This is a genomic window from Streptomyces sp. NPDC003379, from assembly GCF_053589195.1.
The window spans coordinates 59,398-83,125 of sequence record NZ_JBSFRK010000033.1 but is presented as its reverse complement, the minus strand read 5'-3'; the positions used below and the strand labels follow the sequence as shown (position 1 = coordinate 83,125).

The 23,728-nt window shown below is 70.9% G+C and carries 14 protein-coding genes and 1 pseudogene; 10 read left to right on the top strand and 5 right to left on the bottom strand.

Features of this window, described 5'->3' with window-relative positions:
- Positions 1–11: 11 nt before the first annotated feature.
- The gene (locus ACWDVB_RS28270; protein ID WP_451516085.1) at positions 12–1,121 is read left to right on the top strand and encodes an NAD(P)-binding domain-containing protein; all 1,110 of its coding nucleotides are present in this window, start codon (positions 12–14) and stop codon (positions 1,119–1,121) included.
- Between the two features lie 34 nt (positions 1,122–1,155).
- Here the strand turns inward: ACWDVB_RS28270 and mltG are convergent, their stop codons facing one another.
- Positions 1,156–2,010: an endolytic transglycosylase MltG gene (gene mltG, locus ACWDVB_RS28265; RefSeq protein WP_451516086.1), complete on the bottom strand. Its 855-nt coding sequence runs from the start codon at positions 2,008–2,010 to the stop codon at positions 1,156–1,158.
- 43 nt (positions 2,011–2,053) lie between these two features.
- On the bottom strand, positions 2,054–3,859 hold the full coding sequence (locus ACWDVB_RS28260; RefSeq protein ID WP_451516087.1) for an ABC transporter ATP-binding protein: 1,806 nt from the start codon (positions 3,857–3,859) through the stop codon (positions 2,054–2,056).
- 94 nt (positions 3,860–3,953) lie between these two features.
- Here ACWDVB_RS28260 and ACWDVB_RS28255 point away from each other — a divergent pair, with 94 nt between their 5' ends.
- The 3 genes from ACWDVB_RS28255 to ACWDVB_RS28245 all read left to right on the top strand — a co-directional run bounded on the left by ACWDVB_RS28255 (position 3,954) and on the right by ACWDVB_RS28245 (position 8,971).
- Positions 3,954–4,394 carry a MarR family winged helix-turn-helix transcriptional regulator gene (locus ACWDVB_RS28255; RefSeq protein WP_451516088.1) on the top strand — a complete coding sequence of 147 codons (441 nt, stop codon included), beginning with the start codon at positions 3,954–3,956 and terminating at the stop codon, positions 4,392–4,394.
- 58 nt (positions 4,395–4,452) lie between these two features.
- Positions 4,453–7,380 (top strand): FAD-binding and (Fe-S)-binding domain-containing protein, encoded by a 2,928-nt coding sequence (locus ACWDVB_RS28250; protein ID WP_451516089.1) that lies wholly within the window; start codon positions 4,453–4,455, stop codon positions 7,378–7,380.
- A 130-nt stretch (positions 7,381–7,510) separates the two neighbouring features.
- On the top strand, positions 7,511–8,971 hold the full coding sequence (locus tag ACWDVB_RS28245) for a Gfo/Idh/MocA family protein (protein WP_451516090.1): 1,461 nt from the start codon (positions 7,511–7,513) through the stop codon (positions 8,969–8,971).
- Between the two features lie 30 nt (positions 8,972–9,001).
- Here the strand turns inward: ACWDVB_RS28245 and ACWDVB_RS28240 are convergent, their stop codons facing one another.
- Together ACWDVB_RS28240 and ACWDVB_RS28235 are read right to left on the bottom strand one after the other, a co-directional pair.
- Positions 9,002–10,645, bottom strand: a complete 1,644-nt coding sequence (locus ACWDVB_RS28240; protein WP_451516091.1) for a peptide-N4-asparagine amidase — start codon at positions 10,643–10,645, stop codon at positions 9,002–9,004.
- Positions 10,646–10,751: 106 nt separating this feature from the next.
- On the bottom strand, positions 10,752–11,519 hold the full coding sequence (locus tag ACWDVB_RS28235; protein ID WP_451516092.1) for a L,D-transpeptidase family protein: 768 nt from the start codon (positions 11,517–11,519) through the stop codon (positions 10,752–10,754).
- 198 nt (positions 11,520–11,717) lie between these two features.
- On the opposite strand from ACWDVB_RS28235, the gene ACWDVB_RS28230 reads away from it, so the two are divergent.
- The 4 genes and pseudogenes from ACWDVB_RS28230 to ACWDVB_RS28215 all read left to right on the top strand — a co-directional run bounded on the left by ACWDVB_RS28230 (position 11,718) and on the right by ACWDVB_RS28215 (position 19,304).
- Positions 11,718–13,610 (top strand): ABC transporter transmembrane domain-containing protein, encoded by a 1,893-nt coding sequence (locus ACWDVB_RS28230; RefSeq protein ID WP_451516093.1) that lies wholly within the window; start codon positions 11,718–11,720, stop codon positions 13,608–13,610.
- On the top strand, positions 13,607–15,388 hold the full coding sequence (locus ACWDVB_RS28225; protein ID WP_451516094.1) for an ABC transporter ATP-binding protein: 1,782 nt from the start codon (positions 13,607–13,609) through the stop codon (positions 15,386–15,388). Before ACWDVB_RS28230 ends, ACWDVB_RS28225 begins: the two co-directional genes overlap by 4 nt.
- 60 nt (positions 15,389–15,448) lie before the next feature.
- Positions 15,449–17,412 (top strand): annotated as a pseudogene (locus ACWDVB_RS28220) (ABC transporter transmembrane domain-containing protein).
- Positions 17,409–19,304 carry an ABC transporter ATP-binding protein gene (locus ACWDVB_RS28215; RefSeq protein ID WP_451516095.1) on the top strand — a complete coding sequence of 632 codons (1,896 nt, stop codon included), beginning with the start codon at positions 17,409–17,411 and terminating at the stop codon, positions 19,302–19,304. The pseudogene ACWDVB_RS28220 and the gene ACWDVB_RS28215 overlap by 4 nt, the downstream one beginning before the upstream one ends.
- A gap of 32 nt (positions 19,305–19,336) precedes the next feature.
- Here the strand turns inward: ACWDVB_RS28215 and ACWDVB_RS28210 are convergent, their stop codons facing one another.
- Entirely contained in the window at positions 19,337–20,131 is a 795-nt protein-coding gene (locus ACWDVB_RS28210) for a metal-dependent hydrolase (protein WP_451516096.1), read from the bottom strand.
- Between the two features lie 121 nt (positions 20,132–20,252).
- Between ACWDVB_RS28210 and ACWDVB_RS28205 the strand changes: the two genes are divergently transcribed.
- Both ACWDVB_RS28205 and ACWDVB_RS28200 read left to right on the top strand, forming a co-directional pair.
- Entirely contained in the window at positions 20,253–22,766 is a 2,514-nt protein-coding gene (locus ACWDVB_RS28205) for a DEAD/DEAH box helicase (protein ID WP_451516097.1), read from the top strand.
- Between the two features lie 46 nt (positions 22,767–22,812).
- Positions 22,813–23,715 carry an acyl-CoA thioesterase gene (locus tag ACWDVB_RS28200; RefSeq protein ID WP_451516098.1) on the top strand — a complete coding sequence of 301 codons (903 nt, stop codon included), beginning with the start codon at positions 22,813–22,815 and terminating at the stop codon, positions 23,713–23,715.
- The last annotated feature ends 13 nt before the right edge of the window (positions 23,716–23,728 follow it).

Here is a 23,728-nt window from a genome sequence, read left to right as displayed (position 1 = left end):
TTAGTAGAAACGTGAACGGCATCGGGGTACGAGACGCGGCCGCCGCCGCAGCGGCACAAGACGTGGACGTGGTCGTCGTCGGCGCGGGTCAGGCGGGCCTGTCCAGCGCCTACCACCTGCGGCGGGTCGGCTTCGAGCCGGACCGCGACTTCGTGGTCCTCGATCACGCGCCCCGGCCCGGCGGCGCCTGGCAGTTCCGGTGGCCTTCCCTGACCTACGGGAAGGTGCACGGCATGCACGCGCTCCCCGGCATGGAGCTGACAGGCGCCGACCCCGCGCGTCCTTCGTCGGAGGTCGTCGGGGAGTACTTCACGGCGTACGAGGACCGCTTCGACCTGCGAGTACGGCGCCCCGTCGATGTGCGCAAGGTGCGCGAGGGCGAGAACGGGCGGCTGCTCGTGGAGACATCGGCGGGCACCTGGTCGACGCGTGCGCTGATCAACGCGACGGGCACCTGGGACCGGCCGTTCTGGCCGCGCTATCCGGGCCAGGACACCTTCCGGGGGCGTCAGCTGCACACGGCCGTCTACCCGGGGCCCGAGCCCTTCGCGGGACAGCGGGTGATCGTCGTCGGCGGTGGCGCCTCGGGCACGCAGCACCTGATGGAGATCGCTCCGTACGCGGCGCGGACCACCTGGGTCACGCGGCGCCCGCCGGTGTTCCGCGAGGGGCCGTTCGACGAGAACTGGGGACGCTCGGCGGTCGCCATGGTCGAGGAGCGCGTACGTCAGGGGCTGGCCCCGCGCAGTGTGGTGTCGGTGACCGGCCTGGCCGTGAACGACGCGATACGGCAGGCGCGCGCCGACGGGGTCCTCGACCGGCTGCCGATGTTCGACCGGATCACGCCGAGGGGGGTCGCGTGGGACGACGGGCGTCGCGTCGACGCGGACGTGATCCTCTGGGCGACCGGCTTCCGCGCCGCGATCGACCACCTGGCTCCACTGCGGCTGCGCGAGACGGGCGGCGGCATCCGCGTGGACGGCACCGGGGCCGTCGCGGACCCCCGCGTCCACCTGGTGGGGTACGGGCCTTCGGCCAGCACGATCGGCGCCAATCGCGCGGGGCGCGCGGCCGTACGTGACATCCAGCGGCTGCTGGCGGGGGCGCCGGCCGCCGTGTGAGCCGACGCCCCGGACCACTCCCTTTGCGGGCGGGTCAGGAGCGGCGGCTCTGCTTGCTGTTCCTGCTGGACTCCACGACGTTCTTCTGGTGCTCCTCGAAGTTCGCCGTGAAGCGCGTGTCACCCGGCTTCACCGTCACGAAGTACAGCCAGTCCCCCGCGGCCGGGCTGATCGCCGCGCGCACCGCCTCTTCACCCGGATTGCTGATCGGTGTGGGCGGCAGGCCCATGCGCGCATGGGTGTTGTACGGGCTGTTGGCCTTCGTGTCAGGGTCGCTGTTGACCTTCGTGTCACGGTCCCCGGTGGTCGGCGTGGAGCGGTTGAGGGCGTAGTCGATGGTGGAGTCCATCTGCAGGGGCATGCCCTTGTCCAGGCGGTTGTAGACGACCCGGGCCACCTTGCCCATGTCCGCCTCGGAGTCCGCCTCCGCCTGGACCATGCTGGCGATGGTGACGGTCTGGTAGACGTTCACCGCGTTGCGGTCGGCACCCGCCGTGACATGGCCACCGCTGAACTTCTTGTTCGCCGTGTTCACCATGTACGAGAGCACGGACGCCGGCGTCGACTGGGAGCCGATCGGGTACGTCGTCGGGAAGAGGTACCCCTCGGGGTTGCCCCCGGCGTCGCCGGGGAGCCTGAGATCGGCCTTGGGCAGCGCCTTCTTGGTGGTGCCCGCGGGCACCTTCAGGGCCTTGTCCACGGCCGCGTACACCTGGCCCGACCGCCAGCCCTCGGAGATGGTCAGGGACTCGGGGCGTCCGTCGTCGTCCGGGAGCAGCAGCGGCACCGCCACGGCGGTGGCCGCCACGACGGCTCCGGTCGCGATCAGGGCGGTCCAGCCCCGCCGCGTCAGTCGAATCGTGCCCCGTCGCGGTTTCTTGGTCTGCATGGGGGCACATTAACCCGCAAATACGCTTAATTACGACATATCTTTATGTCGTCGGCTCCAGTTGGGCGTCTCTGCGGACGAGGGCGGCGTACCGCCCGTCACGGGCCAGGAGTTCCTCGTGGGTGCCGCGCTCCGCGGTGCGCCCCGCGTCCAGGACGACGATCTGGTCGGCGCCGCGGACGGTGGAGAGCCGGTGGGCGATGGTGAGGGTGGTCCGGTCGGCGGACAGGGCGTCGATGGCTTCCTGCACGGCCCGCTCCGTGCGCGTGTCCAGGGCGCTGGTCGCCTCGTCGAGGATGAGGACCGGCGGATCGCGCAGGATGGTGCGGGCGATGGCCAGGCGCTGCTTCTCGCCGCCGGAGAAGCGGTGGCCGCGCTCGCCGACGACCGTGTCGTAGCCGTCGGGGAGCGACGCGATGTGGTCGTGGATCTGGGCGGCGCGGGCCGCGGTGACCAGCTCCTCGTCGGTGGCGTCGGGCTTGGCGAAGCGGAGGTTGTCGGCGACCGAGGCGTGGAAGAGGTACGTCTCCTGGGAGACCACGCCGACCGCGCGGGCGAGGGTGTCGAAGTCCAGGTCGCGCACGTCGACGCCGTCGAGGGTGACGCGGCCGCCCGTGACGTCGTACAGCCGGGGGACGAGGTGGCTCAGGGTGGACTTGCCGGAGCCGGTGGGCCCGACGACGGCCAGGCTGCCGCCGGCGGGTATCACGATGTCGATGCCCTGGAGCGTGGGCCCGGACGTGTCGTCGTAGCGGAACTCGACGTCCTCGAAGCGGACCTCGCCCTTGATCGCGTCGAGGCGGACCGGCTTCTCGGGCTCGGTGATGTCGACGCTCAGGTCGAGGTACTCGAAGATGCGCTGGAAGAGCGCGAGCGAGGTCTGGATCTGCACGCCGGTGGAGAGCAGGCTCACGGTCGGCCGGAACAGGCCCTGCTGGAGCGAGACGAAGGCGACGAGCGTGCCGATCGAGACGGTCGGCCCGCCCATCTGGAACGCGAGGCCCGCGCTCCAGTAGATGACGGCGGGCATGGCGGCCATCACGATCGAGATGACGGCCATGCGCCAGCGGCCCGCCATGTTCGACCGGATCTCCAGGTCGACCAGCTGCTCGGACTCGTCCGCGAAGGACTTGGTCAGCGAGTCGGCGCGGCCCATGGTGCGGCCGAGGACGATGCCGCTCACGGAGAGCGATTCGGTGACGGTCGCGGCCATCACGGCCATCTGCTTCTGGCGCTGCGTGGCGATCCTCTTGCGCTCGCGGCCGACGCGGCGGCTGATCCACACGAACGCCGGGAGCAGCAGCAGCGAGACGACGGTCAGGCGCCAGTCCAGGGCGAGCATGGCGGCGATGGTCGCGATCACGCTCGTGAGGTTCGAGACGAGGGAGGTCGCGGTGGAGGTGACGGTCGCCTGCATGCCGCCGATGTCGTTGGCGATGCGGGACTGGACCTCGCCGGTGCGGGTGCGGGTGAAGAAGGCCAGGGACATGCTCTGGAGCCGGCCGTAGACGGCCGTGCGCAGGTCGTGCATGACCCGCTGCCCGACGGACGTACTGATCAGGGTCTGCAGGACGCCGAAGACGCTCGTGACCACCGCGCTGAGGATCATGCCGAGCGCGAGCAGGCTCAGCAGGCCCGTGCGCCCCTGCGGGATCGCGGTGTCGAGGATCTCCTTGAGCAGGAAAGGGGTCGCGACCGAGACGAGGGAGGCGGCGCAGACCAGCAGGCCCACGACCGCGAGGCGGCCTCGGTAGGGGCGGAAGAGGCGGAGGATGCGGCGCATCTGGCGCGGAGGTTCCTGGTCGGGGGCCTGGGGTGGCGGCGTCCAGGTCGGTTCGTCGTGACGCATGGGCTCCTACGGGGAGTCGGACGACAATATTCAGAGAGCTTAACTCACTGTTACCTATGCTCACAATGTACTAGGTCCTGATAATGTTCCCGGCATGAGCACCCCGGACACCGACGGCCCTCTCGCCGAACAGCTGCTGCGGCTCACCCGCAGGCTGCACCGCATCCAGAAGCACCATCTGGAGCCGGTGGGCGTCACCCCGGCCCAGTCCCGGCTGCTGCGCACTCTCGCGCACTTCGAGGGACCGCCGCGCATGGCCGACCTCGCGCAGCGCCTCGAAGTGGTCCCGCGCGCCGTGACGAGCCTGGTCGACGGCCTGGAGTCGGGCGGCCTGGTGCGCCGGGCACCGGATCCGAGCAATCGCCGCGTCATCCGGATCGAACTGACCGATACGGGACAAGATGCCCTGAAGAAGCTGCGCGGCGCACGTCGGGCCGCCGCAGAGGACATCCTGGCTCCGCTGACCGCCGACCAGCGCGCGGTCCTCGGCGGTCTGCTGTCCGCCCTGCTCGACGACCCCGAAGGTCGTTGCTGACACCGCCAGGTCGTCGCCGACATCGCCAGGTCGTCGCTGACACCGCCGAGGAGAGACCATGCCGCTGCTGGAGCCCGAGCCGGACGCCCTGCGCCCCCCACCGCGCGAACAGGGCCCGTCACCCGATCGTGTGCCGGACCGGCGGGCCGCCGGCACCCCGGAACCGCTGCGCTCCGAGCTGACCGCGCTGCTCGGCGCGGACAAGGTCCTCACGAAGGTCTCGGACCTGGTGCGGTACGCCTCGGACGCCAGTCCCTACCGCTTCGTGCCGCAGGTCGTGGTCGTCCCCGTGGACATCGACGACGTCTCGGCCGTCCTGTCGTACGCGCACGGCAAGGGCCGCGAGGTCGTCTTCCGCGCCGCGGGCACGTCGCTGAACGGCCAGGCCCAGGGCGAGGACATCCTCGTCGACGTGCGCAAGCACTGGGCGGGCGTCGAGGTGCTCGGCGCGGGCGAGCGGGCGCGCATCGCTCCCGGCACCACGGTCGTGCGCGCCAACGCCACGCTCGGCCGGTTCGGCCGGGTGCTCGGCCCCGACCCGGCGAGTGCGATCGCCTGCACGATCGGCGGCGTCGTCGCGAACAACGCCTCGGGCATGACGGCGGGCACGACCCGCAACTCCTACCGCACGGTCGCCTCGCTGACCTTCGTCCTGCCGTCGGGCACGGTCGTGGACACGGCCGAGCCGGACGCCGACGAACAGCTGGCGCACGCGGAGCCCGCCCTGTGCGAGGGGCTGCTCGCGATCAAGCGGGAGATCGAGGCGGACGCCGAGCTGGTGGCCCGGATCCGCACCAAGTACCAGATCAAGAACACCAACGGCTACCGTCTCGACGCCTTCCTCGACGGCACGACGCCCGTGGAGATCCTGCGCGGTCTGATGGTCGGCTCCGAGGGCACCTTCGGCTTCATCTCGGAGGTCGTCTTCGACACGCTGCCGCTGGACCGGCACACCAGCACCGCCCTGCTCTTCTTCCCCTCGCTGCCGGCGGCCGCCGCGGCGGTGCCGCTGTTCACCGCGGCGGGTGCGCTCGCCGTCGAGCTGATGGACGGCAACACCCTGCGCGCCTCGGTCAGCGTCCAGGGCGTGCCCGCCGACTGGGCCGGGCTCCCGAAGTCGACGACGGCGCTCCTGGTGGAGTTCCGGGCGCCGGACGAGGCCACGCGGGAGGCGTACGAGGCCGCCGCGGCCAAGGCCCTGGAGGGGCTTGAACTGGTCGCCCCGGTCCCCTCGGTGACGAACGCGTTCACGCGCGACGCGAAGACGATCGGCGGCTACTGGAAGGCGCGCAAGGCGTTCGTCACGGCCGTCGGCGGCACCCGCCCCTCGGGGACCACGCTGATCACCGAGGACTTCGCGGTGCCCCCGGGCCGGCTCGCGGAGGCCTGCGAGGCCCTCCTCGACCTCCAGACGCGGCACGGATTCGACACCGCCGTCGCGGGCCACGCGGCACACGGCAATCTGCACTTCCTGCTCGCCTTCGACGCGGCGCTGCCCTCCGACGTGGCGCGCTACGCCGCCTTCATGGACGAGTTCTGCCGCCTGACCGTGGAGCGCTTCGACGGCTCCCTGAAGGCCGAGCACGCCACGGGCCGCAATCTCGCGCCCTTCCTGGAGCTCGAATGGGGTCCCAAGGCCACGGAGTTGATGTGGCGCACCAAGCAGGTCATCGACCCGGACGGCGTGCTCGCCCCGCGCATCGTCCTCGACCGCGATCCCAAGGCCCATCTGCGGGGCCTGAAGACCATCCCGAAGGTGGAGCCGATCGCGGACCCGTGCATCGAGTGCGGCTTCTGCGAACCCACGTGCCCCAGCGAGGACTTGACCACGACGCCGCGCCAGCGCATCGTGCTGCGCCGCGAGATGATGCGCCAGGCTCCGGGCTCCCCCGTCGAGGACGGCCTCGTCGAGGCGTACGGCTATGACGCCGTGGACACCTGCGCGGGCGACTCGACCTGCGCGCTGGCGTGCCCGGTCGGCATCGACACCGGCGCCCTCATGAAGGACTTCCGGCACGCGCGCCACTCGCCCCGTGAGGAGAGGATGGCCGCCCTCGCCGCGAGGAACTTCAAAGCCGTCGAGGCGTCCGCGCGGCTCGCGGTGGCCGCCGCCGACAGGATCAGCGACCGGTTGCTCACCGCGGTGACCCGTACCGCCCGCAAAGCCGTACGCCCCGACCTCGTCCCGGAGTGGCTGCCGCGGATCCCCGGGGCCTCCGTACGCGAACTGCCGCGCACCGAGCGGGTGGGCGCCTCCGCCGTCTACTACCCGGCGTGCGTCAACCGCATCTTCGGCAGCCCGGGCGACCGCTCCCTGGCCGAGGCCGTCGTCGCCGTCTCCACGCGCGCGGGCAAGCCGGTTTGGATTCCCAACGATGTCGCGGGGACGTGCTGCGCGACGATCTGGCACTCCAAGGGGTACGACGCCGGGAACGTCCTCATGGCCAATCGCATCGTCGAGGCCGCCTGGGGCTGGACCGCGGGCGGCCGTCTGCCGCTGGTCGTCGACGCCTCGTCGTGCACGCTCGGCATCGCGCACGAGGTGGTGCCGTATCTGACGGCCGACAACCGCGCGCTGCACCGGGAGCTGACGGTCGTCGACTCGATCGTGTGGGCCGCCGACGAGCTGCTCCCGCACCTGACCGTGCACCGCACGATCGGCTCCGCGGTCCTGCACCCCACGTGTTCCATGCGGCACCTCGGTGACGAGCCACAGCTGCGTGCCGTCGCCGAGGCCTGCGCGGACGAGGTGGTGGTGCCGGACGACGCCGGGTGCTGCGCGTTCGCGGGTGATCGGGGCATGCTCCACAAGGAACTCACCGAGTCGGCCACCCGCCGGGAGGCCACGGAGGTCACCGTCCGCTCCTTCGACGCCCACCTCTCGGCGAACCGTATGTGCGAGGTGGGCATGGATCACGCGACGGGCCGCGGGTACTACTCCGCGCTGCTGGAGCTGGAGCGGGCGACGCGTCCCGCGCTCGGCTGAGGGTCTTCTCTTGTCTCACGGAAATCCAACTCCCCGACCACTCCAGCCTCTTGCATCCCCGCCGTAGCCCCATCAGGGTGGCTTCCGCCCCAGTGGTAGAGACCACCCGACTTACAGCTACGGAGGTCCGATGCACGACGAGAACGCGACACCGACCCCTGACGGCGCCACCCCCGAGGAAGGCGCCGCGGGCATACCGGACGACGGCCATTCGCGCCGCACGGTGCTGCGCACGGCGGGCCTCGCCGGAGCCGGGCTCGGAGTCGGCGCCTTCGCGGGCGGCACCGCACACGCCGACACCCCGGGCGCCGCCCCAGCCGCCGCGGACATGGCGTCGGCGCGCAAGGGCGAGACCATGATCGGCGTGCCGTTCCAGCGGCGCTCCACGGTACGGGTCGGGATCATCGGGCTCGGCAACCGCGGCGGCTCCATGATCGACCTGTTCCTCGCGCTTCCGGGCGTGCGCGTCGTCGCGCTCTGCGACCCGGTCAAGGAGAAGACCGCGGCCGCCGCGAAGAAGGTCACCGCCGCGGGCCAGCCGGCCCCGGCGACGTACACCAAGGGCGAGCACGACTACGAGAAGCTGTGCGAGCGCGGGGACATCGACTTCGTGTACGTGGCGACGCCCTGGGACTCCCACTTCGCCATCTGCAGGTCGGCGATGCTGGGCGGCAAGCATGTGGGCGTGGAGTGCCCCCTCGCCATGCGTCTGGACGAGCTGTGGGAGCTGGTGGACCTCTCGGAGCGGACCCGCAGACACTGCATGCAGCTGGAGAACTGCTGTTACGGCAAGAACGAGATGCGCGTCCTGCGGATGGCACACGCGGGCAAGTTCGGCGACCTGCTGCACGGAGCGGGCGCCTACAACCACGATCTGCGCGGCCTGATGTTCGACCCCGACTACTACGAGGGCCCGTGGCGCCGCCTGTGGCACACGCGGCTGCGCGGCGACCTCTACCCCAACCACGGCTTCGGCCCGGTCGCCAACTACATGGACGTCAACCGCGGCGACCGCGTCACGCACATCTCCAGCTTCGGCACGCCCGCCCTCGGCCTCGCCGAGTACCGCGAGGCACACATGCCGGCGGGCGACCTGAGCTGGAAGGAGACGTACATCGAGAGCGACCGCACCATCAGCCTCGTACAGACGGCGAAGGGGCGGGTGATCCGCCTGGAGCACGATGTCTCGACCCCCCACCCCTACAGCCGGATCAACAGCCTCGGCGGCACGAAGGGCGTCTTCGAGGACTACCCCGCCCGCATCTACATCGAGCCGGACCACACGAACGACCAGTGGGCCGACTTCGCCAAGTACGCCGACTTCGACCACTGGCTGTGGAAGGAGCACGCCAATCCGCCGGGCGGGCACGGCGGCATGGACTACATCATGATCTTCCGGCTGATGCAGACCATGCGGCTCGGCCTCGTCCCGGACTTCGACGTGTACGACGCCGCGACGTGGACGGCCCCCGTGCCGCTGAGCCATCTCTCGATCAAGGCGAAGGGCGCACCGCAGGCGATCCCCGACTTCACGCGCGGACTGTGGAAGAAGGCGCGTCCGGGAGTGGACTCGCAGAAGCCGGAGGCGTAGCGAGCGCCGGGGCCTCCTTCCGCGCGGCGCTCAGCAGCGCAGCCGGTCCTCCGTCAGAACGCCCTGCACGGTGGCCAGCGTGCGGTCGTGGCAGCCGCGGTCGCCGTACTGCCGGTAGCGCTCGCGGGAGGTGCCCCTCGCGTGCCGCTCCTCGCGCGGAACGTTGGAGATGTACGAGGCGTCACCGTCGTAACGGTCATCGATCACCGACCACCCGATCCGCCGGTCGCCACGCGCCGAGACGCTCTCGGCGCGATCACCGAGGGAGATCTCCGTACGGAGCCGGTCATCCGCGCCGAGCGTCGTCGTGCCGTCCATCGTGTACGTCCGGTCGGTCCGTACCGCCCGGCGGCCCGTCGTGACCGTCTCGCGGTCGGTCCAGGTGGCCTTGAGCGCGTCCAGCGCCTCGCCCTCGGTCCATCGGTGCACCGAGGTGTTGGCGAGGGTGCGCGTCACGGTCGTGGTGACGCGGCCGTGCGAGGTGTTCACATGACCGGAGACGCTCAGACGGTGGCCGCCCTCGGTGTCGAGCCGGTGCGCGGCCTCACCCGAGCCGGGCGTGTGCGTCGACTTGTTCGCGAGGGCGCTCTCCTTGTGGCGGGTCAGTTCGCCCGTGACGCGCTCGCTCCTCTCGTCCTGCCAGACCAGGACGTTGACCGGGGTGCTCCAGCCCGTCTGCGCCTTCGGCACGCCGACGACGGTGACCTCCACCTCATGCGGGCGACCGTCGTTGAGGAGTCCCGCGAACGGCGTCAGGTCGTACTCGATGGGCTTGACGTCGAAGGCCCGGGGGCCCGGGATCACGTACCACAAGAAGGGGTTGGACCAGCCGCCGGTCCACACGGTGGGGAACGGCGCGGCCACGCCCGCCAGTTGGCCGTCGACCGTGATCTGCACCTCGCGGTAGGGGCCGTTGTCCGCCTTGCAGGAGTACGGCACGGCGTCGGGCACCGTCATGTACCAGTACTCCTCGCAGCCCCCGCCGGAGCCGGTCGCATAGACCTCGGCGACGATGCGTTCGCTGTTGCGCGGGGTGGTGAGGGCGGTGCCGTCCCCCAGGGGGAGGATCCGGTCGGGCGGCGCCTGCGCGACGGTGCCCTTCTCCTTCTCGTCGGCGGTGCCGTTCTTCTCCTTGTAGAACGTCAGCGTGGCCTTGACGTCGATGATGCCGGTGTACGTCTCATTGACGACGTTCCCGATGAGCATCTCGACCCGCTGGTCGCGGCCCAGCGTCTCGCTGTAGCGGGTGACGTCCTTCTCCACGGACCAGGTGATGCCGTCGGGGGACGGCTGCGGAGTGGACGTGCGGAACACTTCTACGCCCCCGATGCGCAGATGGCCGAGACGGTCGTACTGCCTTCCCTTCACCTTGCCGTCCAGGCGCAGCACCACCTTCTCCCAGCGGTCACCGCACCCGCGGGGTGGCGTGTAGTCGCCCTCGTACGGCGTGAAGTCCTTGAACCGCGCCTCGGCGACCGTGACGTCGCAGGACTTGGTGCGCGGCTTGGAGACCGGGGGCGCGGCGGTCACCGGGTCATGCCAGTCGGTGCCGAACTCGGGTGGGGGCGTGGGCGTACCGGCGGCCGTGGCCGTGGCCGTGGCCTGGTCTGTGCCGAAGAGTGCGCTCGCGGCGAGGGTGACCCCGACGAGCATGGACATGACGCGTCTTCTCATGGGGGTTTTCTATGGGCAGTTCCCGATCACCGCAATGGCACCTTCGGGCTCTTCAGGCTCTTCGGGCTCTCCAGGACCCTTCAGGCTCTTCAGCGGCGGTGGTGGCTCACGCCTTGAGGTTCGCCCTGTCCCCCATCACCACGACCGGGTGCTGCTTCGGGTCCAGCGTGCGCAGCAGATACCGCATGCCCGACTTGGACAGGCTCACGCAGCCCGACGTACCGCTGCCGTGGTCCATGTGCAGCCAGATGCTGCCACCCTCCGCCTGGCCCCGCGGGCGCGTCGGGTCGTTCGGCGGGGTGCCCTTGGCGCGGTTGTAGTCGATGGCGATGACGTAGTCGAAATCGTGCCAGTGCGTCTTGGGCCAGTAGTGCGGGGCCTGCATGGAGGCCGACTCCGTGTACGGGAACTTGGCACCCGGGTCCGCGAGGACGCCGCCCGCGTCGGTGAGCGTGAACACCCCGACCGGGCTGCGCTTGTCGTTCTCGCGGTGGTCGGTGGTCCAGCCCCTCTTCCCGTTGTGCGCGGGCCAGCTGCGGGTCTTCTCCCACGTGGTGTCCGTCTTGCCCGACTTCGTGTAGAGCACGACGGTCGACTTCGCCGAGTCCTCGCCGTCGCCGTAGACCGCGACGACCTGACGGGAGTCCTCGGGAATCCTCGACCGCAGGCGGTCGCCCACATCGGGAATGCTCTTGAGGTCGACATGCCTTTGATGCGCGCCCCCGGCGCCCTTGGCCTGCCCGGACCCGGCGTCGTCCTTCTTCTTCTCCGTCTCCGTCTTCGCCGAACTGCCGCCTCCGCTCCCGCAGGACGTCAGAAGGACCCCGCAGGCCGCTGCCGCGACCACCGCTCGCACCGCACCGGCTATACGCATCCGTCCATGGTCGCACCCGGCCCGCGATGCCCCCGTCCAGCCCGGGCGCCCGGGCGAAGACGGGCCGATTCTTTACCTCTGGACGGAAAATCGTTTGCCTCGGACCACCGTCCGACGCGAACCTTTCACGGTTTGTTACCGCCGCTCGCCTCTCCTGAGGTCGGAGCCGACGGTCACCGCTCCGAGTCCTGGGACGTCATGCAGATTCGCGATCTTCCGTATTCCGATCCCGGCCTCCCCGATGCCCGGTCAGGGCCACGCTTCCTGCTGTGGCTCGGCCGCAACCAGCTCGGGGGACAGCTCAGATCCCTCGCCTGGGGCCTCCTGCACTTCGGCTCCATCGCGGGCCTGCCCTACATGGTCGGCATCGCTGTGGAGGCCGTGCTCGACCGGTCCGGAGGACGGCTCGCCCTCGCGGGCGCGCTGATCGGTCTCCTCGGCGTGGCCATCGCGCTGGGCGACACGATGCTGCACCGCACGGCGGTCACCAACTGGATCACGGCAGCGGCCCGCGTACAGCAACTCCTCGCCCGCAAGACCGCCCTGCTCGGTTCCGCCCTCACCCAGCGCGTGGCGGCCGGTGAGGTCGTCGCGGTCTCCACCGGTGACGTCGAGAAGATCGGCTGGTTCGTGGAGGCGCTGTCGCGGTTCGCCGCGGCCGCGTTCACGGTCGTCCTGGTCTGCGTCGGCCTCCTTCTCTACCAGCCCGCGCTCGGTGTCGTCATCGCCGTGGGCATCCCGGTGCTCGCACTCGCCGTGCTCCCGCTGCTGCCGCCCGCCACGCGCCGGGCGGACTTCCAGCGCGAGAAGGCCGGACGGGCCACCGAGCTGGCGTCGGACACCGTCGCCGGTCTGCGGGTGCTGCGCGGCATCGGCGGTGAGGAACTCTTCCTCGACCGCTACCGCCGCGCCTCGCAGGAAGTCCGCACGGCCGCGGTGCGCAGCGCCCGGATGTGGGCCGTGATCTCCGCGATCCAGGTCCTGATGCCTGGCTTGCTGCTGATCGCGGTCGTCTGGCAGGGCGTGCACCTCGCCCGCGACGGCCGGATCACCGTCGGCGAACTGGTCACCGTCTACAGCGCGGTGATGATGCTCAATTATCCGTTGCGGCACTTCGAGGAGATCGCCATGGCGTACTCCTTCTCCCGCCCCTCCGCGAAGCGGACGGCACGGGTGCTCTCCCTGGAACGGACGGCGGAGCCGACGACCGGGCCCGCGAAGGCGAGCACGGCGGGGCAGGCCGAGAAGCCGCCCGCCCCATCACCGGTCGGGGCCGGGGCCACGGCGTCCGGGCACGCCGAACGTCCGTGGGCGGGCGGAGCCCGCCCCACCGGCGACCTGTACGACCCCGTGACGGGGCTTCTCGCCCCGGCCGGACGCCTCACCGCCGTGGTCTGCGGCGACCCGGACGAGGCGGGACGGCTCGCCGAACGCCTCGGCGGGCACCCCGCGTTCGAGGAGGCGACAGGCCTGCCGTCCGTACGTCTGGGAGACGTACCGCTCGATGACCTGCCGCTGTCCGTCGCGCGCACCGCCGTCCTGGTGCAGGACAAGGACCCTGTCCTGCTCTCCGGCACGCTCAGCGCGCTCCTCGACGTACCGGCGTCCGGAGCCGTCACCCCCGAGGAGGCTCTCGCGGCGGCGCAGTGCGCGGACGTCCTGGACGCACTGGCGCAGACGTCGGTGGACGACGACCCGATGGCCGCCCACCTCACGGAACGCGGCCGCTCCCTGTCCGGAGGCCAACGCCAACGCCTCGCGCTGGCCCGCTCCCTGGTCACCGACCCCGAAGCCCTGGTGCTGGACGAGCCGACGTCCGCCGTCGACTCGCACACCGAGGCACGGGTCGGCGACGGCATCCGGCGTCTGCGGGCCGGACGCACCACCGTGGTACTCACCTCCTCGCCGCTGCTCCTCGACCGCGCCGAACGTGTCGTCTTCCTGGCCGACGGCGAGATCGCGGCGGTCGGTACCCACCGTGAACTGGTGCACAGCGAACCGCGGTACCGCGCGGTCGTGACCCGCGAGACCGACGACGAGCGCGCCCGCGTGGACGCCCTCACCGCATTCGACATCGAGGAGACGGCATGATCGGCCTGGCGCCACCGGAGTACGACCCGGCGGCCCCCACGACGGCGGAGACCCTCCCCATAGGCGCGACCGCGACCGTCCGCACCTACGTGCGCGAGCTGTTCCAGCGCCACCGCCGGGCCTTCCTGCTGCTCATCGCGGTGAACACGCTCGCCGTGATCGCCTCGATGGCCGGTCCCTACCTTCTCGGCGACCTCGTCGAGAAGGTCTCGGGCGGCGCCCGCGACCTCCATCTTGAGCGCACCATCGGCCTGTTCGCGCTCGCGCTCGCCGTGCAGGCCTTCTTCGTACGAGAGGTGCGGCTGCGTGGCGCGATGCTCGGCGAGCGGATGCTGGCCGATCTGCGGGAGGACTTCCTCGTGCGGTCCGTCGGACTGCCGCCGGGAGTCCTGGAGCGGGCCGGGACAGGCGATCTGCTCTCCCGGATCACCACGGACATCGACCGCCTGGCCAACGCCATGCGCGAGGCCGTACCGCAACTCGCGATCGGCGTGGTCTGGGTCGCACTGCTGCTCGGCGGTCTTGTCGTGACCGCGCCGCCGCTGGCGCCCGCCGTCCTCGTCGCCGTGCCGCTCCTCGTCGTGGGCTGCCGCTGGTACTTCAAGCGGGCCCCCTCCGCCTACCGCTCCGAGGCCGCCGGATACGCCGCCGTGGCCGCCGCACTCGCCGAGACCGTCGACGCGGGCCGCACCATCGAGGCACACCGGCTCGGTCAGCGCCGCATCGAACTGTCGGAACGCCGCATCAAGGAGTGGACCGCCTGGGAGCGGTACACCCTTTATCTGCGGTCGGTGCTCTTCCCTGTGATCACCTTCACCCACACCACCGTGCTCTGCTCGACGCTGATGATCGGCGGAGTCTTCGTCCTTCAGGGCTGGATCGGCGTGGGGCAGCTGACCACGGGCGTGCTGATCTCCCAGATGCTCGTCGACCCGCTGGGGATCATCCTGCGCTGGTACGACGAGCTTCAGGTGGCCCAGGTGTCGCTGGCCCGGCTCGTCGGCGTCCGCGACATCGAACCGGACGCGGGTGACGCCTCCGTCATCCCCAAGGGACGCGATGTCCTCGCGGATGACGTGCACTTCGGTTACCGCGAGGGCGTCGACGTGCTGCGCGAGGTGTCCCTTGCCGTCGAGCCCGGCTCGCGCGTCGCCCTGGTCGGCCCGTCGGGCGCGGGCAAGTCGACGCTGGGCCGGCTGCTCGCCGGCATCTACGGGCCGCGCACCGGTCAAGTGACCCTGGGCGGCGCCGCGTTGTCCGACATGCCTGCGGAAATGGTCCGCACCCATGTGGCCCTGGTCAACCAGGAGCACCACGTCTTCGTCGGCTCCCTGCGCGACAACCTCCTCCTCGCCAGGACCGGGGCACGGGACGCCGAACTGTGGGCGGCGCTCGGCGCTGTCGACGCGGCCGACTGGGCGCGGGGCCTCGACGAGGGTCTTGACACCGAGGTCGGCTCTGGCGGGTACGCGCTGACGCCCGCGCAGGCGCAGCAGATCGCGCTGGCCCGTCTCGTCCTCGCCGACCCGCACACGCTGGTCCTGGACGAGGCGACCTCGCTCCTCGACCCGCGCGCCGCACGCCACTTGGAACGCTCGCTCGCCCGCGTCCTGGACGGCCGCACGGTCGTGGCGATCGCCCACCGCCTGCACACCGCGCACGACGCGGACCTCATCGCGGTGGTCGAGAACGGCCGGATCAGCGAACTCGGCAGCCACGACCAACTCGTCTCCGCCGACGGCGCGTACGCGGCACTGTGGCGGTCCTGGCACGGGTAGGGGGTTGCTGGTGGCAGGGCCACTTACACCCGCCCGGCCAGGGCTAGTTAGGGTAGGCGGATGGCTGCATCGTCCACGGATCCCGGCACCCCTGACCGGCGCGGGCCTGCCCGTTACCTCTGGTGGGTGACCACCAGCCAGCGCCGACGGGTCGCGGCCGGAGCCCTGTTGGGCACGGCATGGATGATCTGCCTGACGCTGCCTCCGTACGTCCTGTCGCGCGCCATCGACGACGGCCTGCGGCCCGGCGATCAGGGGGCACTGGTCGGTTGGGCCGCGGTCCTGCTCGGTATCGGAGTGCTCAACGCCTGGCTGGCGATCATGCGGCACCGCACGATGACCCGGATCCGGCTGGACGCCTACTTCCGCACCGTACGTGTCGTGGTCGACCACGCGACCCGGCTCGGCGCGGCGCTGCCACGTCGTGTCTCGGCAGGTGAGGTCGTCACGATCGGGCACTCCGACGTGGGCGTGATCGGCCAGACCCTGACCGTGACGGGCCCTGGCGTGGGCGCGGTGATCGCCTACCTGGTGGTGGCCGCTCTGCTGCTGTCCGTCTCGGCTCTGCTCGCGGTGGTGGTGCTGGTCGGCGTGCCGCTGCTCGCCGTGCTCGTCGGCCCGTTCCTCGGCCGTCTGCAAGAGGCCGAGACCGCGTACCGGGAGCGGCAGGGCGCCCTCGCCGCCGTACTCGGCGATCTGGTCGGTGGGCTGCGGGTCCTCAACGGTCTGGGCGGCAAGGAGGTGTTCGCGGCTCGCTACCGCGACGGCTCGCGGAAGCTGCTGGACGAGGGCAACCGGGTGGGCTCGTCGATGAGCTGGATCCAGGCCTTCGGGCTCGGCCTGCCCACGGTGTTCCTGGCCACCGTGACGTGGCTCGCCGCCCGCATGGCCGCGCAGGGGACCATCACGGTCGGCGAGCTGGTGGCCGTCTACGGCTACGTCGCCGTTCTCGTGGTGCCGGTGTCGTCCTTCATCGAGAGCGGCTACGACATCAGCCGGGGCCTGGTCTCGGCACGGCGGGTCGTGCACTTCCTGAGCCTGGAACCGGAGGACTTCTCGCCCGGTCCCGGGAAGGAACCGGGCGGAGCGGACGGCTCCACAGATCGGCTGCACGGGCATGAAGCCGAGGTCGGGGCGACCGGTGGCGGGCCCCTCAGGGGCAAGGGCAGGGACAGGGGCGGGGACAGGGACAGGCTGCGCGCGGAGGTTACCGGCAAGCGTGTAACCCTGTCGACGGTCCCGAGGCGCCGGCCATGCTGCACGATCCGCTCTCCGGCGTAACGGTCGCACCCGGCATCCTCACCGCGCTCGTCAGCGCCCGCACGTCGGACGCCACGGACGTCGTCGACCGCCTCGGCCGGTTCACTCCTTCCCCGACCACCTGGGGAACGGTCCGCCTCGACGCCGTCGCCCTGGCCCAGGTCCGCGCCCGGATCCTCGTCGCGGACAACGAAGCCGATCTCTTCGCCGGTACGTTGCGCGCGGCGATCTCCGGCCGCCAGGACCCGGACGAGCAGACTCTCGCCCGCGTGGTCGAGGAGGCCGTGGCCCGCGACATCGTGCTCGGCCTTCCCGGCGGACTCGACGCCCGCCTCGACGCCCACGGCCACAACCTCTCCGGCGGCCAGCGCCAGCGCCTCCGGCTGGCCCGAGCTCTGCTCGCCGACCCCGAGGTGCTGCTGGCCGTCGAACCCACCTCGGCGGTCGACGCCCACACCGAGGCCAGGATGGCGGCCCGTCTGCGCGCCGCCCGCGGCGGCCGCACGACCCTCGTGACCACCACCTCCCCTCTCGTCCTCGCCCAGGCCGACACCGTGTACTACCTGGTCGACGGGCAGGTGGCCGCCGTCGGCCGCCACACCGATCTGCTGGCCGCCCACCGGGACTACCGAAGCCTGGTGTCGCGCGGCTCCATCGAACAGGGGGAAGCGCACGACGATCCCGAGAATCACGACACACCAGCACCACAAGACCACGAGAACCCCCGTCCCTCCACCGAACCGACTCACGAGGTCCTCCGATGACGCCGCCCGACCGCGGAGACAGACCCGAAGCCGCACCCGGGCACCTGCCCGTCGCGGGCCCGCGTCAGGTGAACCGCGCCGCGCTGGACCTGATACGGCGAGATGCCCGGGCCTTCACCGCCATGATCGTTTTCAATGCGCTCGCCGCGGCCGCCGGCCTCGTCGGCCCGTGGCTCCTCGGTCGCATCATCAACACGGTCAAGGACGGTGGCGGCGTCGAGGCCGTGGACCGCCTCGCTCTCGGCATCCTCGTCGGAGCCCTTGCGTATCTTCTCCTGGCGCGCCACGCCCGCTACCTCGGCCACCGCTTCGGCGAACGCACCCTCGCCCGCATTCGCGAGCAGTTCGTCGACCGCGCGCTCGCGCTGCCCGCCTCCGTCGTCGAACGCGCGGGCGCGGGAGACCTGACCGCCCGCGGCACATCCGACGTCGCGACCGCCGGCCAGACGCTGCGTGACACCGGACCCGACGTCTTCGTCGCGGCCGTGCAGGCGCTGTTCATCCTCGGCGCGGTGTTCCTCCTCGATCCGCTGCTCGGCGCCTGCGGTGTGCTCGGCCTCACCGGCATCTGGTTCGCCACCCGCTGGTACCTGCGACGGGCGCGCTCCGCCTACCTCGACCAGGGAGCGGCCCACTCCGCACTGGCGGAGGTGCTCGCCGCGACCGCCTCCGGGGCACGCACCATCGAGGCCTTCGGTCTGCGGGAGCGTCGCATCGCGCAGAGCGAGGAGGAGATCGAACGGTGCGTCGCCGGCCGTGACCGCACCCTCTTCCTGCGCAGCGTCCTCTTTCCGTCCATCGACATCTCGTACGTGATCCCGGTGGTCGCCGTGCTCCTCGTCGGCGGCGTCCTGCACGACCACGGCACGGTCAGTCTCGGCACGGTGGTCGCGTCGGCGCTGTACCTGCGCCAGCTCTCCCAGCCGCTGGACACGATCCTGCAGCGAGTCGAGGAGCTGCAGAGCAGCAGCGCCTCCTTCGCCCGCGTCGAGGGGCTGGCCACCGCCCCGAAGGGTACGACCGGCCGCACGACCTCGGCTGACGCCTCCGCCCCCGGCCGCGCCCCCGAGGACGACCGCATCGACGTCGACGGTGTGCGTTTCGCCTACGGCGACGGCGCCGAAGTGCTGCGCGGCGTCGACCTGTCCGTACGCCCCGGCGAACGCCTCGCCATCGTCGGCCCCTCCGGCGCGGGCAAGACCACCCTGAGCCGACTCCTCGCCGGCATCGACGCACCGACCAACGGCACGGTGACCGTCGGCGGGGTCCCGATCGCCGACCTGTCCCCCGACCGGCTGCGGCGACAGGTCGTCCTGGTCACCCAGGAGCACCACGTGTTCCTGGGCAGCCTCCGGGACAATCTGCTGATCGCGGCGGAGTCCGCCACGGACGCCGAGCTGCACGCCGCCCTCACAGCGGTCGGTGCCGCATGGGCGGCAGACCTGCCGAACGGCCTGGACACCAAGCTGGGCTCCGGCGGCCGCCGGCTGCGCGGGGCACAGGCTCAGCAGCTGGCGCTGGCCCGGGTCGTGCTCGCCGATCCGCACACTCTGATACTCGACGAGGCCACCGCGCTTCTGGACCCGACGACGGCACGCCACACTGAACGAGCTCTGGCCACCGTCCTCCATGGGCGGACCGTCATCGCCATCGCCCACCGTCTGCAGACCGCCCATGACGCGGACCGCGTCGCGGTCATGGAGGCGGGCCGGGTGACCGAGCTCGGCACCCACGAGGACCTCGTGACGGCCGACGGATCCTACGCGGCGCTCTGGCGCTCCTGGCACGGCGAGCGCCTGCCCGCCACCGGAGCCCGGGCCGACGTGCCCGGCACCAGGGCTCGTACCGGCCCGCCCGCCACCGAGGCCCCGAGCGGCCCCTCGGGCACCTGAGCCGAGGCCCGCCCTCTTACCAGAGCCGACGATCAGATGAAGTTGAGCGCGGCCGCGCCGCCCACTCCCCCGAGCAGCATGAACACCGGCATCAGCACCTTCAGCTCGATCCAGCTCCCGGCCCGGAAGCGCAACGCCTTCGGCGGCCCTATCGGGTACCACCGCTTGCGGCCGATGGGAATGGGCCACAGGACCGGGCATCCGGAAACCGTCAGCGCGTCCCCGAGGTCGTGGACCAGCGCGCCAAGGACGATCGGCAGCCCCAGCCACAGATACTCCTGGCCGGGCGCGGTGAACAGCCAGTCCGAACCGTTGCCGGACTTGTCGAGCACCCCGGCGAGGATCCAGGCGCTCGTCGCGGCGAGCAGCCACACCAGCACATCGCTGCTCGACCCGCGCGCCGCCCGCCACAGCAGGCCTTCGATGGCGAGCACCATGTGGACGAAGAGGATCGCGAGAACCGCCCAGCGCCCGCCGGATATCGCCAGGGCCGAGGCGCCCACCCCTATCAGTACCGCCCACAGCCAGGTGTGCGTCAGCGTGCGGTGCCCGCCCGAGCGACGCGGGTCCCCCTGCTTGCGCGTCGCCTTGTAGACGGCGTACGAGAGCTTGTCGACGATCTCGCACAGTCCCCGCGAGAGCGGTCCGAAGGCACGTGAGATGGTCGCCGACTTGTGGTCGAGGTCGGGCGCGAGCGCCGCCCCGGCACAGATCAGGGCTCCTACGAGGAGGACCGGCCAGGGCATCATGTGCCCCGCGGCCGCGGCGGCCGCGCCGACTCCGAGCCAGGCCGCCGCCCCCGACAGTGAGTGTGCCGGTCCCATCATTGCTGCTGCCCGCCCCGTTTCCGTTGTTCTGACGCCCCGTTGGCCACACAGCGTAGCGTTCGTGATCTTCGTGGAGACCGCCGGTTCCCTGATCAGGTGAGAAGGAGGGCAAGATGGGGGTGTGACCCTTATCGATCAGCTGCCGCCGGATGCCGACCCAGATGCCCTCTTCGAAGCCTTCTCGTCGTGGGCCGAGGACCAGGGGATCACCCTCTACCCGGCCCAGGAGGAGGCGCTGATCGAGGTGGTCTCCGGGGCGAACGTGATCTTGTCCACTCCGACCGGCTCGGGCAAGAGCCTGGTCGCGGCGGGGGCCCACTTCACGGCTCTCGCCCAGGACAAGGTCACCTTCTACACGGCGCCCATCAAGGCGCTGGTGTCGGAGAAGTTCTTCGACCTGTGCAAGCTCTTCGGCACTGAGAACGTCGGCATGCTCACGGGCGACGCGTCGGTCAACTCCGACGCCCCCGTCATCTGCTGCACGGCCGAGGTCCTCGCCTCCATCGCGCTGCGGGACGGTAAGGCCGCCGACGTCGGCCAGGTCGTGATGGACGAGTTCCACTTCTACGCCGAGCCGGACCGCGGCTGGGCCTGGCAGATCCCGCTGCTCGAACTGCCGCAGGCGCAGTTCATCCTCATGTCGGCGACGCTCGGCGACGTCTCCATGTTCGAGAAGGACCTGACGCGCCGCACGGGGCGGCCCACCTCGGTGGTGCGCTCGGCGACGCGCCCCGTGCCGCTGTCGTACGAGTACCGCCTGACGCCGATCACCGAAACGATCACCGAGCTGCTCGAGACCAAGCAGGCACCGGTCTACATCGTGCACTTCACGCAGGCCCAGGCTGTCGAGCGCGCGCAGTCGCTGATGAGCATCAACATGTGCACGCGCGAGGAGAAGGACAAGATCGCCGACCTGATCGGCAGCTTCCGCTTCACCACCAAGTTCGGCCGCAACCTCTCGCGCTACGTGCGCCACGGGATCGGCGTGCACCACGCGGGCATGCTGCCCAAGTACCGCCGCCTCGTGGAGAAGCTCGCCCAGGCGGGCCTCCTCAAGGTCATCTGCGGCACGGACACCCTCGGCGTCGGCGTCAACGTCCCGATCCGCACGGTCCTGTTCACCGCACTGACCAAGTACGACGGCAACCGTGTCCGCACTCTGCGCGCACGGGAGTTCCACCAGATCGCCGGGCGGGCCGGGCGCGCGGGCTTCGACACCGCGGGCCTCGTGGTCGCCCAAGCGCCCGAGCACGTCATCGAGAACGAGAAGGCGCTCGCCAAGGCGGGCGACGATGCGAAGAAACGCCGCAAGGTGGTGCGCAAGAAGGCTCCCGAGGGCTTCGTCGGCTGGACGGAGAACACCTTCGAGAAGCTCATCGCCTCCGACCCGGAGCCGCTGACCTCCCGCTTCCGGGTCACGCACACCATGCTGCTGTCGGTGATCGCCCGCCCCGGCAACGCCTTCGAGGCGATGCGCCACCTCCTCGAGGACAACCACGAGCCGCGCAAGCAGCAGCTGCGGCACATCCGCCGGGCCATCGCGATCTACCGCTCGCTCCTGGCCGGCGGCGTCGTGGAGAAGCTCGACCAGCCGGATGCCACGGGCCGCATCGTGCGCCTGACGGTCGACCTGCAGCAGGACTTCGCGCTCAACCAGCCACTGTCGACGTTCGCCCTCGCCGCCTTCGAAGTCCTCGACCCCGAGTCGCCTTCGTACGCCCTCGACATGGTGTCCGTCGTCGAATCCACCCTCGACGACCCGCGCCAGATCCTCGCGGCCCAGCAGAACAAGGCGCGCGGCGAGGCCGTGGCGCTGATGAAGGCGGACGGTGTCGAGTACGAGGAGCGGATGGAGCGGCTCCAGGACATCACGTACCCGAAGCCTCTGGAGGAGCTGCTCTTCCACGCGTACAACACCTACCGCACGAGCCACCCATGGGTCGGTGACCACCCGCTCTCCCCGAAGTCCGTCGTCCGCGACATGTACGAGCGGGCGCTGTCCTTCACCGAGTTCACGTCCTTCTACGAGCTCGCCCGCACCGAGGGCATCGTGCTGCGTTACCTCGCGAGCGCGTACAAGGCCCTGGAGCACACCATCCCGGACGACCTGAAGTCCGAGGACCTGGAGGATTTGATCGCCTGGCTCGGCGAGATGGTCCGTCAGGTCGACTCCAGCCTCCTCGATGAGTGGGAGCAGCTGGCCAACCCGGAGGTCATGACGGCCGAGGAGGCCCAAGAGAGGGCCGACCAGGTCAAGCCGGTCACGGCCAACGCCCGTGCCTTCCGCGTCCTGGTGCGCAACGCGCTGTTCCGCAGGGTCGAGCTGGCCGCCCTCGACCACGTCGAGGAGCTCGGCGAACTGGACGGCGAAACCGGCTGGGACGCGGACGCCTGGGGCGAGGCCATGGACAAGTACTGGGACGAGTACGAAGATCTCGGGACCGGCCCCGACGCGCGTGGCCCCAAGCTGCTGCTCATCGAGGAGGATCCCGAGCACGGTCTGTGGCGCGTCCGGCAGACGTTCGCCGACCCGAACGGCGACCATGACTGGGGCATCAGCGCGGAGGTCGATCTCGCGGCCTCCGACGAGGAGGGCCGCGCCGTCGTCCGGGTCACGGACGTCGGCCAGCTCTGAACACCCCGAGGAACCGCGTGTCCCGGACAGGAGTCGAGGAACTGTCATGAACAATCCCGCCGACCGGCTGGTCGACCTGCTGAACCTGGAGCAGATCGAGGTCAACATCTTCCGGGGCCGCAGCCCGCAGGAGTCCCTGCAGCGGGTGTTCGGCGGGCAGGTCGCCGGGCAGGCCCTGGTGGCAGCGGGCCGCACCACCGAGGGCGACCGCCCGGTGCACTCGCTGCACGCGTACTTCCTGCGCCCGGGCCGGCCGGGCGTGCCCATCGTGTACCAGGTGGAGCGAGTCAGGGACGGTCGCTCCTTCACCACTCGCCGGGTCACCGCTGTCCAGCAGGGCCGCACGATCTTCAACCTCACCGCCTCCTTCCATCAGCCCGAACAGGGCGCCTTCGAACACCAGCTGCCGCCGCGCATCGCGGCTCCCGACCCGGAGTCGCTCCCGACGGTCGCCGAGGAGATCACGGAGCACCTCGGCGCGCTCCCCGAGCAGCTGGAGCGCATGGCCCGGCGCCAGCCCTTCGACATCCGCTATGTGGACCGGCTGCGCTGGACCGCCGAGGAGATCAAGGACTCCGAGCCGCGCAGCGCGGTGTGGATGCGCGCCGTCGGCCCGCTGGGCGACGACCCGCTCGTGCACACCTGCGCGCTCACCTACGCGAGCGACATGACGCTCCTGGACGCCGTGCGCATCCCGATCGAGCCGCTCTGGGGGCCGCGCGGCTTCGACATGGCGTCGCTCGACCACGCCATGTGGTTCCATCGTCCCTTCCGCGCGGACGACTGGTTCCTGTACGACCAGGAGTCCCCCATCGCGACGGGGGGTCGCGGCCTCGCCCGGGGCCGCATCTACGACATCGAGGGCCGGCTCCTGGTGTCGGTCGTTCAGGAAGGGCTGTTCCGCCCGTACGGGGAACGTCACATGGACAGCCCGACAGCAGGCGCGTGAGCGACATGGGACC

What these genes read in the sequence shown, in the direction of transcription:
- mltG (WP_451516086.1), bottom strand. Translation starts at nt 2,010, where the DNA reads ATGCAGACCAAGAAACCGCGACGGGGCACGATTCGACTGACGCGGCGG.
- ACWDVB_RS28260 (WP_451516087.1), bottom strand. Translation starts at nt 3,859, where the DNA reads ATGCGTCACGACGAACCGACCTGGACGCCGCCACCCCAGGCCCCCGAC.
- ACWDVB_RS28255 (WP_451516088.1), top strand. Translation starts at nt 3,954, where the DNA reads ATGAGCACCCCGGACACCGACGGCCCTCTCGCCGAACAGCTGCTGCGG.
- ACWDVB_RS28250 (WP_451516089.1), top strand. Translation starts at nt 4,453, where the DNA reads ATGCCGCTGCTGGAGCCCGAGCCGGACGCCCTGCGCCCCCCACCGCGC.
- ACWDVB_RS28245 (WP_451516090.1), top strand. Translation starts at nt 7,511, where the DNA reads ATGCACGACGAGAACGCGACACCGACCCCTGACGGCGCCACCCCCGAG.
- ACWDVB_RS28240 (WP_451516091.1), bottom strand. Translation starts at nt 10,645, where the DNA reads ATGAGAAGACGCGTCATGTCCATGCTCGTCGGGGTCACCCTCGCCGCG.
- ACWDVB_RS28235 (WP_451516092.1), bottom strand. Translation starts at nt 11,519, where the DNA reads ATGCGTATAGCCGGTGCGGTGCGAGCGGTGGTCGCGGCAGCGGCCTGC.
- ACWDVB_RS28230 (WP_451516093.1), top strand. Translation starts at nt 11,718, where the DNA reads ATGCAGATTCGCGATCTTCCGTATTCCGATCCCGGCCTCCCCGATGCC.
- ACWDVB_RS28225 (WP_451516094.1), top strand. Translation starts at nt 13,607, where the DNA reads ATGATCGGCCTGGCGCCACCGGAGTACGACCCGGCGGCCCCCACGACG.
- ACWDVB_RS28215 (WP_451516095.1), top strand. Translation starts at nt 17,409, where the DNA reads ATGACGCCGCCCGACCGCGGAGACAGACCCGAAGCCGCACCCGGGCAC.
- ACWDVB_RS28210 (WP_451516096.1), bottom strand. Translation starts at nt 20,131, where the DNA reads ATGATGGGACCGGCACACTCACTGTCGGGGGCGGCGGCCTGGCTCGGA.
- ACWDVB_RS28200 (WP_451516098.1), top strand. Translation starts at nt 22,813, where the DNA reads ATGAACAATCCCGCCGACCGGCTGGTCGACCTGCTGAACCTGGAGCAG.